This window comes from Streptomyces sp. NPDC107575 (genome assembly GCF_055657265.1).
On sequence record NZ_JBVKBG010000005.1, the window covers coordinates 662,623 to 677,333 of the forward strand.

The 14,711-nt window shown below is 72.4% G+C and carries 14 protein-coding genes and 1 pseudogene; 5 read left to right on the plus strand and 10 right to left on the minus strand.

Features of this window, described 5'->3' with window-relative positions; translation table 11 throughout:
- Positions 1 to 104 precede the first annotated feature (104 nt).
- Complete coding sequence (locus tag ACZ7L4_RS27750; RefSeq protein ID WP_472106714.1) at positions 105 to 659, plus strand: hypothetical protein; 555 nt, start codon at positions 105 to 107, stop codon at positions 657 to 659.
- Positions 660 to 727: 68 nt separating this feature from the next.
- Complete coding sequence (locus ACZ7L4_RS27755; RefSeq protein WP_472106716.1) at positions 728 to 1,828, plus strand: sulfite oxidase; 1,101 nt, start codon at positions 728 to 730, stop codon at positions 1,826 to 1,828.
- Between the two features lie 13 nt (positions 1,829 to 1,841).
- Here the strand turns inward: ACZ7L4_RS27755 and ACZ7L4_RS27760 are convergent, their stop codons facing one another.
- Positions 1,842 to 2,642 carry a hypothetical protein gene (locus ACZ7L4_RS27760; protein ID WP_472106718.1) on the minus strand — a complete coding sequence of 267 codons (801 nt, stop codon included), beginning with the start codon at positions 2,640 to 2,642 and terminating at the stop codon, positions 1,842 to 1,844.
- Entirely contained in the window at positions 2,632 to 3,186 is a 555-nt protein-coding gene (locus ACZ7L4_RS27765) for an RNA polymerase sigma factor (protein WP_472106720.1), read from the minus strand. Before ACZ7L4_RS27765 ends, ACZ7L4_RS27760 begins: the two co-directional genes overlap by 11 nt.
- A gap of 241 nt (positions 3,187 to 3,427) precedes the next feature.
- On the opposite strand from ACZ7L4_RS27765, the pseudogene ACZ7L4_RS27770 reads away from it, so the two are divergent.
- A pseudogene (locus ACZ7L4_RS27770) lies at positions 3,428 to 3,934 on the plus strand (aldehyde dehydrogenase family protein); the annotation flags it as partial.
- A gap of 190 nt (positions 3,935 to 4,124) precedes the next feature.
- On the opposite strand, the gene ACZ7L4_RS27775 reads toward ACZ7L4_RS27770, so the two are convergent.
- The 5 genes from ACZ7L4_RS27775 to ACZ7L4_RS27795 form a co-directional block, all read right to left on the minus strand.
- On the minus strand, positions 4,125 to 5,102 hold the full coding sequence (locus tag ACZ7L4_RS27775; protein WP_472106722.1) for an NAD(P)-dependent oxidoreductase: 978 nt from the start codon (positions 5,100 to 5,102) through the stop codon (positions 4,125 to 4,127).
- Positions 5,099 to 6,451, minus strand: a complete 1,353-nt coding sequence (gene eno / locus ACZ7L4_RS27780) for a phosphopyruvate hydratase (protein WP_472106724.1) — start codon at positions 6,449 to 6,451, stop codon at positions 5,099 to 5,101. The genes ACZ7L4_RS27775 and eno overlap by 4 nt, the downstream gene beginning before the upstream one ends.
- Positions 6,448 to 7,485, minus strand: coding sequence for a phosphotransferase family protein (locus ACZ7L4_RS27785; protein ID WP_472106726.1), 1,038 nt, complete (start codon positions 7,483 to 7,485; stop codon positions 6,448 to 6,450). The genes eno and ACZ7L4_RS27785 overlap by 4 nt, the downstream gene beginning before the upstream one ends.
- A complete protein-coding gene (locus ACZ7L4_RS27790) occupies positions 7,482 to 8,579 on the minus strand; it encodes an MBL fold metallo-hydrolase (protein WP_472106728.1) in 1,098 nt (365 codons plus the stop codon). The genes ACZ7L4_RS27785 and ACZ7L4_RS27790 overlap by 4 nt, the downstream gene beginning before the upstream one ends.
- Positions 8,580 to 8,644: 65 nt before the next feature.
- A complete protein-coding gene (locus ACZ7L4_RS27795; protein WP_472106730.1) occupies positions 8,645 to 9,700 on the minus strand; it encodes a LacI family DNA-binding transcriptional regulator in 1,056 nt (351 codons plus the stop codon).
- Between the two features lie 210 nt (positions 9,701 to 9,910).
- On the opposite strand from ACZ7L4_RS27795, the gene ACZ7L4_RS27800 reads away from it, so the two are divergent.
- Positions 9,911 to 10,612: a ThuA domain-containing protein gene (locus ACZ7L4_RS27800; protein WP_472106732.1), complete on the plus strand. Its 702-nt coding sequence runs from the start codon at positions 9,911 to 9,913 to the stop codon at positions 10,610 to 10,612.
- Positions 10,597 to 11,718, plus strand: a complete 1,122-nt coding sequence (locus ACZ7L4_RS27805; protein ID WP_472106734.1) for a Gfo/Idh/MocA family protein — start codon at positions 10,597 to 10,599, stop codon at positions 11,716 to 11,718. The genes ACZ7L4_RS27800 and ACZ7L4_RS27805 overlap by 16 nt, the downstream gene beginning before the upstream one ends.
- Before the next feature lie 14 nt (positions 11,719 to 11,732).
- Here the strand turns inward: ACZ7L4_RS27805 and ACZ7L4_RS27810 are convergent, their stop codons facing one another.
- The 3 genes from ACZ7L4_RS27810 to ssuE all read right to left on the minus strand — a co-directional run bounded on the left by ACZ7L4_RS27810 (position 11,733) and on the right by ssuE (position 14,700).
- Positions 11,733 to 12,833 carry an LLM class flavin-dependent oxidoreductase gene (locus ACZ7L4_RS27810; RefSeq protein WP_472106736.1) on the minus strand — a complete coding sequence of 367 codons (1,101 nt, stop codon included), beginning with the start codon at positions 12,831 to 12,833 and terminating at the stop codon, positions 11,733 to 11,735.
- Positions 12,834 to 12,949: 116 nt separating this feature from the next.
- On the minus strand, positions 12,950 to 14,146 hold the full coding sequence (locus ACZ7L4_RS27815; protein ID WP_472106738.1) for an SfnB family sulfur acquisition oxidoreductase: 1,197 nt from the start codon (positions 14,144 to 14,146) through the stop codon (positions 12,950 to 12,952).
- Positions 14,143 to 14,700, minus strand: coding sequence for an NADPH-dependent FMN reductase (gene ssuE / locus ACZ7L4_RS27820; protein ID WP_472106740.1), 558 nt, complete (start codon positions 14,698 to 14,700; stop codon positions 14,143 to 14,145). Before ssuE ends, ACZ7L4_RS27815 begins: the two co-directional genes overlap by 4 nt.
- Positions 14,701 to 14,711: the final 11 nt, after the last annotated feature.

Genomic DNA, 14,711 nt, shown 5'->3' on the forward strand with positions numbered 1-14,711 from the left:
ACACTCCAGCCCGTTGAACGGCCCGCCCCCTAGGTCGGGCCTCCGGGTGGTCTCGGGGGTCCTCCCGATATCCCGCATCGGCACCGGGCCGCGATGGTTCGGTCATGACAACAACAGCACGCGCCATCCGAGTGAAGTCCGCCGTCATCCCCCTTCTTCTGTCCTGCTACGGCGGGCTTCGCCTGATCGACGGACTGGACGGCGACCACGGCCCGGGGTTGGCCTGGAACCTCGGCCACACGTGCTTCCTCGCGGCCTTCCTCCTGCTCGGCACCTTCGTCGTGGACCTGCGCCGCCTCGTTCCCGCGACCACGGCCCGGAGGCGAGCCGCCGCCACTGTGGCCATGGCTGCCGGTGTGTTCGGCTCGGCGTGCTTCGTCTGGGTGATCCTCGGCGACCTCTTCTCCGGCCTGGCCGATTCCGCCCCGCTGCCCGACGTTCTCCAGGTCGCGGGCCCGTTGGCCTTCCAGCTCGGGATGCTCACGCTGCTGATCTTGCTGGCGTCCGTACGGCCCAGGCGGCTGCCCGTGTGGAGCCCGGCGGTGGTGTTCGTGTCCTTCGCGCTGATCGCGGTGAGCCTCGACCTGATTCCGCTCGCCGCCCTCGGCCTCCTGGCCGGCCTCGCACCACTGGCCCTGACACGCACCCGCAGGTCATAGGCCACACTTATGGGCCCATAGGGAACAAGCCGCTACCGGCCCGCACGCGACGCGCCGACGCTGAGAACATGACGACAACCGACACAGCAGTCAGCGCACGGCCCGGAGTGGTCAAGCCGACGTCGGCCGAATTCATGGAGGACACGGGTACCGGGCTCGACTTCGGTACGCGGGCGGACCGGATGCCGGGCCACCTCACCCCCAACGACCACTTCTTCGTCCGGAGCCACTCCCCCACGCCCCGGATCGACGCCGAGCAGTGGTCCCTGCGCATCGAGGGCGATGCCGTCCGGTCGCCCGTCACCTTCGGCTACGACGATCTGTGGCGGGCGTTTCCGCTGGTCTCCGTCACGCGCACGATCGAGTGCGCGGGCAACCGGCGTGTGCTGTTCGGCGAGCAGCACGGGCAGCGCATCGCCGGTACGCCGTGGGGCCGCGGCGCGGTCAGCACCGCCGAGTGGACCGGCGTACGGCTCCGTGACCTGCTGGCGGCGGCGGGGGTGGCCGCGGACGCGCACGACGTCATGCCGGTGGCCCTCGACGAGTGCGGGGCCCGTAGGCCCATGCCCCTGGACAAGGCGATGGCCGACGACACACTCCTCGCCCTGGCCATGAACGGCGAGCCGCTGCCGCCGGACCACGGCTTCCCGGCCCGGGTCGTCGTCTCGGGGTGGCTGGGCGCGGCCAGCATCAAGTGGGTCGGCCGCATCGAGGTGTCCCGTCGGCCGATCCACGTCCCGTGGAACACCGAGGACTACGTCCTCATCGGCCCCGAACACCCCGCGCACGGCCCCGTCCTGGGCACCCCCATCAACGAACTCCCGGTGACCAGCCTGGTGGAACTCGACTGGCCCGCCCACCTGAAGCCGGAGCCCCAGCTCGTACGAGGACGGTCCTTCGCCGGCGAGCAGCGCATCGCCTCCGTGGCGTACAGCATCGACAGCGGCCCGTGGCACGAGGCCCGCCTCACCGGCTCCCGGGAGGCGGGCGCCTGGACCCGCTGGCACTTCGACTGGAACCCCGCCCCGGGCGAACACACCATCTCGATCCGCGCCACGGACGACACGGGCCGCACCCAGCCGCCCCACGTCCCGTGGAACCGCCTGGGCTACCTCAACAACCAGATCCTGGAGCATCCGGTGCGGGTCGCGGCGGATGCCTCCGCCTGAAGGAGCCGTCCCGTCACAGTCCCTCGACGGTCCGGGTCGTGCCGTCCTTGAGCGTGAGGGTGACGGTGCCGATCGGCCCGTCGTGGGAGTCGCTCTCCGGCCACCAGGCGGTCCACCTGCCCCAGGGCAGCGACGGCTCCTGTTGCAGTGTGGCGTGGACGGTGCGCCCCTGGTCGCGCACGGTGATCTCCTTCACGTCCTCGCCCACCAGGCCGACCAAGTAGCGGAATCGGGCGGAGCCTTTCCCGAGCGCGCCCTGTGCGTCCAGCGTGATGTCGTTCGCGGACACCCCGCCCTCGGCATCCGAAGGGACGGGTACCGCCATGCCGGGGCCTTCGGGGCCGGCCAGGCAGTACGCGGAGTGGTAGCGGGACGTGACGATCATGGAGGTGGTGGTTCCACGCCGGTCGGCGTTGGTGATCGTCCCCGGTCCCCTTACTCCTCCGTTGGCCTCCATCGCCTTGTCGAAGCACCGGGCGAAGGAGATGAACGCTCGGTCCGATCGGTGGGCGGTGCTGGTCCACGTGGCCACTTCGGCCGATGACAGGGGTCCGGATCCGCCCGGCCCTGGCTGCTCGGCCGACAGCGTCACCGTAAGGAGGGCGGCTCCCAGGGCGAGTCCGGCGGCCGTCGTGTACGCCAGGCGTCGCACGAGCGGGCGCCGGAACCCGGTGGTGACGGTGTCGCCGGGCCGGCCGGTGTCGCTCAGGACGGTCGCCAACAGCTGTTCTTTGCGGTCGAGTTCGGCGGTGGAGAGTTCGGCGCGCGGTGCGGCGTCGAGTTCGACCAGGCGCGCGTGGAGATCAGACTTCATGAAGGGGCTCCGGTCGGTGCGTGGGCGAGTGAGCGGGCGAGGCGGGGGCGGGCCGGTCGAGACGGCTGGTGAGGCGCCGCTTGGCGCGCGTCAGGCGCATGGCGTAGGCCGCGCGGGTGCAGCTGAGGACGGTCGCCGCGTCCCGGGCGCCCAGCCCCTCCCAGAGGTGCAGCGCGAGGACTTCCTGGTCGGCCGGGGCGAGTGACTGCCAGGCGGCGACCAGATCGATCCGGCTGTCCACCTCGGCCGTCGCGTCGACCGCGCGTTCGTGGCCGCGGAACTCGGCGGCCTGGATGTGCACCACGAGCGCGGCCTGCCGTCGCATGGTGCGGTCCGCGTTCAGCATCACATTGCGTGCCGCGCCGAACAGCCAAGGTCGCGGCTCGGCGGGAAGCTCGTGCCGACGACGCCACGCGGCAAGGAACGTCTCTCCTACGATGTCGTCCACGTTCATCGGGTGGGCACGTCTGCGCACGAAGCGCAGCACGTCCTCGTAGTGAGCCCGGTACACGTCCGTGAACTGGGCCTCGGTGTCGATTGGCATGGCATCCTTCCGTAGCGCCTGCCCCTACATGTCCACCACCGGCACAGGTGCAACAGACAGGAATACGCGAGTTTTTGCCAGCCGTGTAGCGGCGGACCGGCAGCGACGATCCGGAGCGTCCGCCTCCGCAGGCGCATAGCAACCCCCTATACCCGGTATTCGCAGATCACCCGTTGTTCAGCACCCGTTGCCCGGGCGAGGGTTGCGGGGACGATCCCACCGGCTGCGAAGGAGCAGGGGCATGGCTGTGGCACCGGGCGAGACCAGGTTCGAAGTGGCGGGGCATCTGACCGGGAATCACATCGGAGGGCAGTGGGTCGCCGCGCAGTCGGGGCAGCGGCGACCCGATGTGAATCCGGCCGACTTCTCCGATGTGCTGGGGGAGTTCGCCGAGTCCGGTGGCGCGGACGTGGATCTGGCCGTCGAGGAGGCGCGGCGGGCGCTCGACCACTGGCGCGGCATCGGGCCCATCAAGCGGGCCGCGTTCCTGATGAAGGCGTTGCGCATCCTGGAGGGGCGCTCGCAGGAGCTGGCGTACGCGATCACGCGGGAGCAGGGAAAGCTGCTCAAGGAGGCCACCGGTGAGGTCCAACGGGCCATGGCTGTCCTGGAGTTCACGGCCGGGCAGGCCCGGCTCCTCGGCGGGGTCACCGCCCCCGCCGAGGAGGAGCGCACCTTCGCGTACACCTTCCGCAAGGCGATCGGCGTGGTGGGGCTGATATCGCCGTGGAACTTCCCCCTCGCCATCCCGATGTGGAAGGTGGCGCCCGCGCTGCTCGCCGGCTGTGTCCCCCGAGCCGAGCCCGCGGCCGGTGTCCCTGGCCCGCCGCCGCGACCGTCTCCTCTCCCCTGCGGAGCGCGCCTTCGTGCAGTTGCTGCGCTCTCCGGACGGGAGCTGGCCGCGCGAACTCGGGCACCTGGAGCAGTAGCCGCGGCGCTCACTCGACGCGGTGCGCGAGCTCCGCTCCCGAGGCCAGTCGCCGTGCGTTGTCCGCCGCGATCGCCACGCAACGCTCCAGTGTCTCCGCGGTCAGCCAGGCCAGGTGGGGTGTCACGACCACGTTGGGCAGGGTGAGCAGCGGATTGTCGGGAGCGACCGGTTCCTGGGCGAACACGTCGAGTCCGGCCGCGCCGAGCCGCCCGCTGCGGAGGGCGTCGACGAGCGCCGGCTCGTCGACGAGGCCGCCGCGGGCGGTGTTGACCAGGACGGCACCCGGTTTCAGCAGGCCGATGCGGCGGGCGTTGAGCAGCCCTTCGGTGTGTTCGGTGAGCGGCAGGTGCAGCGAGACGACATCGGACTCGGCGAGCAGCTCGTCCAGGGGCCGCCAGGGTGTCCCGGCCTCCGTGCCGCCGCCGGACCGGTCGTGGCGCAGGACCCGGGCGCCGAGCGCGGTGAGCACCGGGGCGAGGCGGCGGGCGACCTGGCCGTAGCCGATCAACCCGACCGTACGGCCCCCGAGTTCGCCCAGGTGCTCGGCCTGCGCGGTCTCCAGTGGCCAGCCGCGGCCGGCCCGGGTGGCCGTGTCGAGGGGGACCACGCGGCGCAGCGCGGCGAGCATCAGCGCGAGGGTGGCCTCGGTGACGGCCTGGGCGTTGGCGCCCGGCATGTTGGCGACGGCCACGTTCCGCGTACGCGCCCGCTCCAGGTCGATCGTGTTGACTCCGGAGCCGAGCTTCTGGATCAGCCGCAGCCGGGGCGCGCGCTCCAGATCGGCGGCGGTGACGGGGCGCAGCACGTGCCAGAGCACCTCGGTGTCGGGCAGCAGCTCGGCGAGCCGTGTCTCGTCGTCCTCGGCGCACCAGCGCACGTCCAGCCCGTCGAGGTGGCGGTCGAGGCGGGCGCGCAGGGCGGGCGGCGGGTCCAGGTGGGCGAGGATCCGGAGCGGGGTGCCGGTGGTGGTGTGCGGTGTGCTCATGCCGGGTCTCCCGCCGGTGCGCTCCCGGTCGGGGCGAGGTCCGCCGCGTCGCGACGGGCCAGTCCGAGTCCGTGCCACCCCGCGAAACGCGCCTCGAGCCCCAACTCCTCCTCGATCCGCAGCAGTTCGTTCCACTTCGCGGTGCGCTCGCCCCGGGTGACGGAGCCGACCTTGACGCCGCCGCTGCCCCAGCCGACGGCGAGGTGTGCGACGGCGACGTCCTCGGTCTCGCCCGAGCGGGCCGACACGACGGCGGTCAGCCCGCGTGCGTGGGCGGCGTCGAGGGCGGCGCGGGCCCGGGTGAGGGTGCCCGCCTGGTTGGGTTTGACCAGGACGGCCGTGCAGGCGCCCGCATCGGCCGCGGTGTGCACGCGGGCGGCGTCGGTGACCAGGAAGTCGTCGCCGATGACCTGGACGCGGCCCGCCGCGGCGGCGGTGAGGGCGGTCATGCCCGCGAGGTCGTCCTCCGCGAACGGGTCCTCGATGGAGACGACCGGGTACCGCTCCAGCCAGCCGAGCAGCAGCTCGCACCAGCCGTCGCGGTCGAAGCGCCGGTCCTCGCGGCGCAGCAGGTAGCCGCCAGCGCCGTCGGCGAGTTGGGTCGCCGCGATGTCGAGGGAGATGCCGACCTCGTCGCCCGGGGTGCGACCGGCTGCCTCGATGGCGCGGGTGAGCGCGGACAGCGCCGCTTCGTTGGAGTCGAAGGCCGGCCACCAGCCGCCCTCGTCGGCGACGCCTGCGCGGGCGCCCTGCCGGTCCAGGAGGTCCCCGGCGGCGCGGTAGACGTCGTTGCACCACGCGTAGGCCTCCGCGAAGGATCCCGCGCCGTGCGGGACGACCATGAGGTCCTGTACGTCGAGGCGGCCGTGCGCGTGGGCTCCGCCGCCGAAGATCTGGACCTCGGGCAGCGGGAGGCGGCGGGCCGCGGGGTTCAGGGCGCGCCACAAGGGCAGTCCGGAGGCGGCAGCGGCGGCCTGGGCGACGGCCAGTGAGGTGGCGACGGCCGCGTTGCCGCCGAGGACGGAGAAGTTCTCGGTGCCGTCGGCGGCTTCGAGTGCGGCGTCGACGCCCGCCTGGTCGGCGGCGTCAAGCCCCTTGAGGCGGGCGGCGATCGGCCCGTTGACCTGCGCGACGGCCCGGTCCACCCCGTGTCCGCCGTGCGCGGCGCCGCCGTCGCGCAGGTCGACGGCCTCCCCGGAGCCGGTCGAGGCGCCGGCGGGTGCGAGGGCGCGGCCCGTGGAGCCGTCGCCCGTGCGGACGGCGACTTCGACGGTGGGCCGGCCGCGCGAGTCCCATCGCCGGTGTCCGGTCACGGCGGTGATGCTGGTCAGCGGGGAGGGGTGGATCACGCGGGGTGCTCCTCGGGTTCGGTCGACATCAGCCAGCGGTCGACGAGTTCGGTGGTGTCGGCGGACGGGAGCCGCAGGAGCGGGACGGCGGCGCGGCGCACCTGCGGACGGCCGTGCTCCTCGGTGAGGTACTCGACCGGGGACAGGCCGTCCACCCGGGCGAGCGCGAGGGCGGGCTGCAGGGCGGCGGCGCGGCGGTCGAGGTCCGCCGGGTCCTCCCAGGTGACACCGCCCAGGTATCCGCCGCGCAGCGCCGCCGCCGCGCGGGCGAGGGCCTCGCGGTGCCCCGGGTGTCGTACGGCCTTCAGCAGCAGGTGGTTCAGGCAGAAGGCGAGATCGAACGCGGGGTCCCCGGGCGCGGCACACTCCGCGTCGAGCAGGATCGGCCCGCCGGGACCCACCACGATGTTCTTCGGGCTGACGTCTCCGTGCACGACGGTGTGCGCGGCCCGCTCCAGGCCTGCCGCCAGGTCCGCGAACCTGCCGTCCAGGTCGGGGTGGTGACGGGACGTCGCCCGCAGATACGGGTCCACGCGCAGTGCGGTGAACAGCTTCCGTGCCTGCTCCCACGCGCCGATGTCGTACGTCGGCGCCGCGGCGGCCGCGTGCACGGCGGCGAGCCGGCGACCGACCTCGGCCGCGGTCTGCGCGTCGATGTCGCCCTGCATCAACTGCTGTTTCCACAGCGTGTGTTGGCCCGGGTCGAGCCAGTCGAGCACCAGAACAGGTCCTGGTGCGTCGAAGCCGCGCACCGGGCAGGCCGCGCCGTCCGGCAGCGCCTCGGCCGCGAGCCGCAGCCAGCGGGCCTCCCAGCGTGCGCGCTGCGTGGAGACCCGCCACTCCCCCGGGACGCGCAGCCGTTCCAGTGGATGCTTCACGCACACGGGGCCTTGGCCGTCCGGGAGGTCGACGCGCCACACCTCGCAGGAGACACCACCGGTCAGCGGCCGGCCGGTGACCGTTTCCCCGGCGCCCACCAGACCGAGACGCACCAACCCGTCCAGCAGGGCGTCCGGTGGGGTGCCGTCCGTCATACGCGCACCACGTCCAGGTCGTTGCCGACGACCACGGGACCGGCGTAGCGGCGCGTGGCGCCCTGGTGCCAGACGCGGTCGGGAACCATGCCGGGGCGTGCGGGCCCGAGGTGGCTGAGGACGAGTTTGCGGGCGTCGGCGCGGCGGGCGACGTCGCCGGTGTTCACGACGTCGGTGTGCGCCGTCTTGAGGTGCTCGATGAATCCGTCGGCCGGGTCCCGGTCCGCGTAGTAGTCGACGCTCACCGCCTCGTGCACCAACACGTCGGCCTCGTGGGCCAGTTCGACGACGTTGTCGTCGTAGGCGGTGTCCCCGGAGAAGGCGATGACACCATCGGGGGTCTCGACCCGGTAGCCGAAGGCCGGGAACACCAGTCCGTGCGGCACGAGGGTGGCGCTCACACGGATCCGGTCGTCCTCGAACACGGTGAAGGGCCGCATGCGGGGCGCCCTGGACCGCAGCGGATCGGCGCCGGTCCGTGCGACGTCGATCTCGTGCAGCGCCATGATCCGGTCCGGGTGCTCGGGCATCGTGGCCTCCCGCCCCAGTTCGTTGAACTGGTAGGCCCACCCGTCGAGGGCGTCGGCGAAGAGATCCTTCAGTCCGGGCGTGGGGTTCGCCGGGTTCACCAGCGGCGCGGGGCGCGGCTTGCCCCACTGCGGCGGGAGCGCCCCCGCCCGCCCCGGCCCGTACACGGGCACCGGCGGCACGAGCTGGTCCCCGTCCGGACTGATGAGCCCGAGCAGCAGGTACTGGAAGAGGTCCGCGGTGTGGTCGGCGTGGTGGTGGGTGACGAAGATGCCCCGGAGCGACTTCAGCGTCTGGCCGGCCCGGACGTACTGGCTGACGGAGCCCCGTCCGGCGTCGAACAGGTAGTTCCGGTCCCCGACCGCGAGCACGGTGGACATCCCGAACCGCTCGGCGACCGGCACGGGTCCCCCGGCGGTGCCGAGCAGGATCAGCCGGGTGCCTTTCCCGTCCTCCGGTTCAGGGCGCGGGGCGGCATGCGCCGTCGCCGCCCCGATCACGGGCGCCGCGAGACCGGTTCCCACCGCCACGGCCGATCCGAGCAGGGCCCGTCTCGAGGTCGACACTTCGCACATCCCTGAACTCCTCATGAGGAGACGCCAGTTCAGCAATTCTGAAACTGACGTTATATTCAGAAACGAGGAGAGGGCAATACCGCGGCCGGTGCGGCCGTCGACTCCCGCACGACCAGCTGCGTCGCCAGCTCCACGCGATGCGTGTCGGGCTGCTCGCCCCGCGCCTGGCGCAGCACGGCGCGCAGAGCCGCGCGACCCATCTCCTGCAGGGGCTGGGCGACGGAGGTGAGGGCGGGGACTGAGTCGCGGGCGAGCGCCGTGCCGTCGAAGCCGACGAGGCTGAGGTCCTCCGGCACCCGGATGCCGCGACTGCGGGCCTCGCGCAGGACACCGACGGCGATGGCGTCGTTGCCCGCGAAGATCGCGGTCGGCGGGCGGGCACGGGACAGCAGCGCCGCCAGTCCCTCTGCCCCGTGTTCGGCACGGAAGCGCCCGTGCAGGACGAGGCCGGGGTCGGCATCGATGCCGCGCGAGGCGAGCGCGGACAGATGGCCGTGCAGGCGCGCCTGGTTGCACTCGATCGCCTCCGGGCCGCCGAGGTAGGCGATACGCCGGTGGCCGAGGTCCAGCAGGTGTTCGGTGGCGGCCTTGCCACCCGCCCAGTTGGCGGCACCGACGCTGACGACGTCGGCAGGCGGCGGGTTGAAGGAGTCGATGACGACGACGGGGATGTGCCGGCACAGGAAGGCGGAGAGGCCGGACTCGTCGTGGGCGGAGGTCACGACGATGACCCCGGCCCGGCCCTCGTTGACGATGCGCTGCGCCTTGCGGCCGAGGTCGGGTTCGGCGGCGCGCCGGCGTCCGGTGGTGCCGACGACGACCTCGACGCCGGTGCTCGCGGCATGGTCGAGGATGCCGTTGAGGAGCGCCGAGGGGTAGGCGGAATCGATGGCCTCGAAGGCGACCTCGACGACGTCGGGTCCCGCGGACCCCCGGCGCTGGGACGGCGAGCGGTAACCGGCCTCCTCCAGGGCGGCCAGCACCTTCGCGCGGGTCTCGTCGGACACGTCCGCCCGGCCGTTGACGACCTTGGACACCGTGGCCGTGGAGACGCCGGTGCCGCGCGCGATGGCGGCCAGGGTCGGCTTGGCCGACGAGGGCGGGAGCGGCACAGGACCTCCTGGTTCTCGAAATATTTTCGATGACGGCATCGTGATGTGCGGCGCGCACGGCGTCAACCTCGGCCACCAAATCCTTCCGCTGCAGGGCCTCTTGACCGCCCCTTGGGCCACTTCTACGCTTCGGGGGATCTCGAACAATCTTCGAAACATTTCGGTCCCCGTTTTCTCGGCAAGTAGCCCCCGAAGCAGAAGAGGAGACCAGTGACGACCACCGCCAAGAAGGCACTCGTCGTACGCGGCGGCTGGGACGGGCACCAACCCGTCGAGGCCACCGACCTGTTCATCCCGCACCTGGCAGCGCACGGCTACGAGGTACGGATCGAGGACTCGCCCAAGGTCTACGCGGACGCCGCGTACATGGCCGGCGTCGACCTGGTGATGCAGTGCATGACAATGTCCACGATCGAGCGGGAGGAGTTCGCGGGACTGCGCGCGGCCGTCGAGAACGGCACCGGGCTCGCCGGATGGCACGGCGGGATCGCCGACTCCTACCGGAACACCGCGGACTATCTGCACCTCATCGGCGGCCAGTTCGCCTGCCACCCCGGCAAGCACCCCGACGAGCGCAAGGGCGAGCAGGCCGACAACTACGTCCCGTACACCGTGAACATGCTCCCGGCCGCCGCCGAACACCCCGTCACGGAGGGCATCGAGGACTTCGACCTCGTCACCGAGCAGTACTGGGTCCTCGCCGACGACTACATCGACGTGCTGGCCACCACCACGCAGAAGATCCGTGCGTGGGACCCGTGGCACCGGGAGGTCACCTCGCCGGCGATCTGGACCCGCCGGTGGGGCAAGGGCCGCATCTTCGTGTGCACACCGGGCCACCACGTCGAGGACCTGGAGCACCCGAGTGTGCGCACCATTGTGGAGAGGGGACTGCTGTGGGCGAGCCGGTGAAGGCGGGTGGGCGGATGAACGTCGGCATCATCGGGTGCGGGACGATCGTGGGTCAGTACCTGGCCAGTCTGCGCAGGCTGGAGGGGGTCGGGCTCGTCGCCGTGGCGGACCTCGACGCCGAGCGGGCGCAGGCGGTGGCGAAGGAGTGGGACGGGGACGTCCGCGCGGTCCCCGTCGACGAGTTGCTCGCCGCCGAGGACGTGGACCTCGTCCTGAACCTCACCGTCCCCGCCGCGCACTCCGAGATAGCCCTCAAGGCGATCGCGGCCGGCAAGCACGTGTACGGCGAGAAACCCCTCGCGGCCACCACGCACGAGGCCCGCGCCGTACTGGAGGCCGCCCGGCAGGCGGGAGTCGTCGTGGGCTGCGCACCGGACACGGTCCTCGGCACCGGCATCCAGACCGCACGCAAGGCGATCGACGACGGGCTCATCGGCCGGCCGGTCGCGGCGACGGCGACGATGGTGACACCGGGCCACGAACGCTGGCACCCCGCCCCGGACTTCTACTACGCGCCCGGCGGCGGACCGCTCCTCGACATGGGCCCGTACTACGTCACGGCCCTGGTCACCCTCCTCGGGCCGGTCACCTCGGTGATCGGGGCCGCGAGCCACACCCGAGCCGAGCGGGAGATCGGCAGTGGGCCGCGGGCCGGCGAACGGGTCCCGGTCTCGGTCGACACCCATGTCACGGGGATCCTCGTGCACGAGTCGGGCGCGCTGTCGACGCTCGTGGTGAGCTTCGACGCGGTCGCGACGCACTCCGCGAACATCGAGGTCCACGGGCCGCTCGGCTCCCTGGCCGTGCCGGACCCGAACCACTTCGACGGCGACACACGCCTGTTCCGCCTCGGCGCCGGGGCATGGGAGACCCTCCCCGTCTCGGCCGGGCTCGTCGACTCCGGCCGCGGCTACGGCATCGCCGACCTGGCCGCGACGCCCCCGGCGCACGAGCCACGTGCGTCGGGCACGCTCGCGTACCACGTGCTGGACATCATGGAGTCCCTCCTCGCCTCGGCGGCGGGCGGTGCCTCCGTCCCGGTCTCCAGCCGTGCCCCGCGTCCGGCGCCGGTCCCGCTCACGGACCTGTCGCGCACGGGGGTGTGAGGACAGGCCCCGGGTCAGGCCCGCGCGGGCTCCTCGACGACCGGCGGCGCGGGCGGCGCCGGGAGCACCGGCCCCCAGGCGAACGGCGGGTCGGGGAGCTCGCGCCGCAGTACCGGGGCGGCCTCGGACTGGAACAGTTCGAGCGACGACCGGTGCTGACGGCTCGTCAATTCGGCGGCGTCCGCGTGCAGATGCAGCACGGAGTGACCGAACTGCTCGTGGTAGTGGTGCACTTTCTCGACGACCTGTTGCGGGCTGCCGATCAGGGCCGAGCTGCGTGCGACGAAGTCCTCGACGGTCTCGAAGACCACCGGGAGCCCCGACTGCCGCTGGAACGCCAGCGTCGACTCGAAGATCGGCCGGTACACCCTCACCGCCTCCTGGGAGGTACGGGCCACGAAGAACCCGGCCGTACCGGCGCCGACGGCGATCCTTGCCGGATCGTGGCCGTAGTGCGCCCAGCGCTCGCGGTAGTGGCGGATCAGCTCGGCGTACGGCTCGATCGGGTTGGTGACGTTCGCCGAGAACAGCGGGTCGCCGTAGCGGGCCGCGAGGTCGACCGACTCCTTGCTGGTGGCGCTGCCGTGCCAGACCCGGACCGGGCGCTGGTACGGCCGCGGCCACACCTCGGCGTCCGTCAGCGGCGGCCGGAACCGGGTCGCCGCGGTGACCTTGTCCTGCCGCCACAGCTTGCGGAACACCTCGTAGCTCTCGGCGTTGCGGTCCCACTGGTCCTCGGGCGTGACGTGGAACAGCTCGCGCTGCGCGGACCCGTTGCCCTTGCCGATGATCAGGTCGAGACGCCCGTCGGAGAGATGGTCGAGCGTGGCGTAGTCCTCGTAGGCGCGCACGGGGTCCAGGAGGCTGAGCGTGGTGACCGCGGTGAAGAGGCGGATGCGTCTGGTCAGCGCGGCGATGTGGCTGAGCACGACGGTCGGCGACGAGGAGATGAACGGCCGCTCGTGCCGCTCCCCCACCCCGAACCCGTCGAACCCCAACTCCTCGGCGAGCACCGCGTGTTCGAGCACTTCACGGAACCGGTCGTGGGTCGACTTCTGTACGCCGCTCACGGGGTCGGGCCGGTGCGTGATCAGGGTGATGGCGAGGAACTTCACGCGACCACCCGCCCGGCGACGTCGTGCTTCGTGACAGTGGTGGTCATCGCTGTCCCCTCTCGGTACTGCCGTACAGGAATGCCGCGCGGAGCGCCGCCTCGCACTTCAGGAGCCCTTCACAGCAGGCCGTGCCGGGGCGGTCGGGTGCCGTTGAGTACGTAGCGGCCGATGTGCTGGACCTTCCAGCGGGCCGGATCGTGCAGGGTGTGGGTGCGGGCATCGCGCCAATGGCGGTGCAGATCGAGCGAGTCGAGGGCCGAGCGGGTGCCGGAGACCTCGAACAGGGCGCTGCCCGCCTCCACGGCCGTTCCCGCCGCCGTCACCTTCGCCGCGGCCACCGCGATCGAGGCCTCGGCGGCCGTGTCGTCGGTCAGGTCGGCGCGGGCGGCGTCGACGGACCTGGCAGCGGCGGCGAGCAGCGCGTCGGCGGCCCGTACCCGGACGGCCAGTTCGCCGAACCGCTGGATCAGCAGCGGGTCCTCGGCGGCGGTCGCGTGTCCCTCGTCGACGCTCTCGAACCAGGGGCGGCTCTTGGTGCGGACGAACTCCACCGCCTCCCCCAGCGCGCCGGAGGCGATCCCGGCGTCGATGGCGGCGTGCAGCAACTGCGCCACCGCACCGTGCAGTTGGGGGCTTCTGAAGGTGAGGTGATGCGGGACGACCCGGTCGGCGGGCACGGCCACCGATTCCAGGCGGACGGTTCCACTGGCGGTGGTGCGCTGCCCCATGCCGTCCCAGTCGTCGACCACCGTGAGGCCCGGCGCGTTCCGCGGTACGTACGCCACGTGCAGGGTGTCGTCGTCGGCGCGGGCGAGGACGGGGATCCAGTGGGCGAACAGCGCGCCGGTGGAGTAGTGCTTGACGCCGTCGAGGACGTACGCCCCGTCCTGCTGTCGCACCAGCCGGGTGCGGATGTCCTGCACGTGCAGGGTGCCCGCCTCGGACTGGGCGTTGCCGAACCGCTTGCCCCGCAGCACCTCCCCGAAGAAGAACTCCTGCTGCTCCCGCGTTCCCTGCCGGCGCAGCACGTTGACGTAGACGAAGTGGCTCTGCGGTATCTGCGCCAGGCTTGCGTCGGCGGCGGCCAGCAGTCGGAAGATCTCGGCGAGTGTCTCGGTGCGGACATCGGCGCCGCCGAACTCCCGGGGCACCGTCACACCGAGCAGCCCCGAGGCCGACAGCCTTTCCAGCTCCGCGCGCGGGAGCCTGCGCGACGCGTCCCGCTCGGCGGCGTCCTTGCGGAAGTCCGCGGCGAGTTCGGCGGCGACGGCCAGGGCCGCGGCGTCGTCGGCGAGCACGGTCGCGGCGCTCATCCGGTGGCCGCCAGGAGCTGCGTGCGGCCGCCCAGCGCGGCGGAGAACTGGTCGGTGACCTGGGCCAGTGCCTCCGCCGAGCCGGGTGCGACGGTCACCGTGCCGTCGTCGCCGAGCGTGATGTCCTTGTCGAGCGTGAACCAGCCCGGAGTGATGTGGGCGGGGCCCATGGAGGCGAGGACCGGCCGCAGGGCGTAGTCGATCGCCAGCACATGGGCGGTGGAGCCGCCGGTGGCCAGGGGCAGCACCGTCTTTCCGGCCAGCGCGTACTGCGGGAGCAGGTCGAGCAGCGACTTCAGCAGCCCGGAGTAGGCGGCCTTGTAGACCGGCGTGCCGACCACGACTCCGTCCGCGCGCTCGAACAAGGCGGTGGCCTCGACGATCGCGGGATGCCGGAAGTCGGCGTGCAGCAGGGCCTCGGCGGGGATCGTGCGCACGTCGAGCGGGATCACCTCGTGCCCTTGACTCGTGAGCCGGGTGTCGAGGGCGCGCAGGAGACGGCCCGTGCGGGAGGTGGGGGACGGGCTTCCGGAGACGGACAGGACGGTGGCCATGGGGTCTTCTT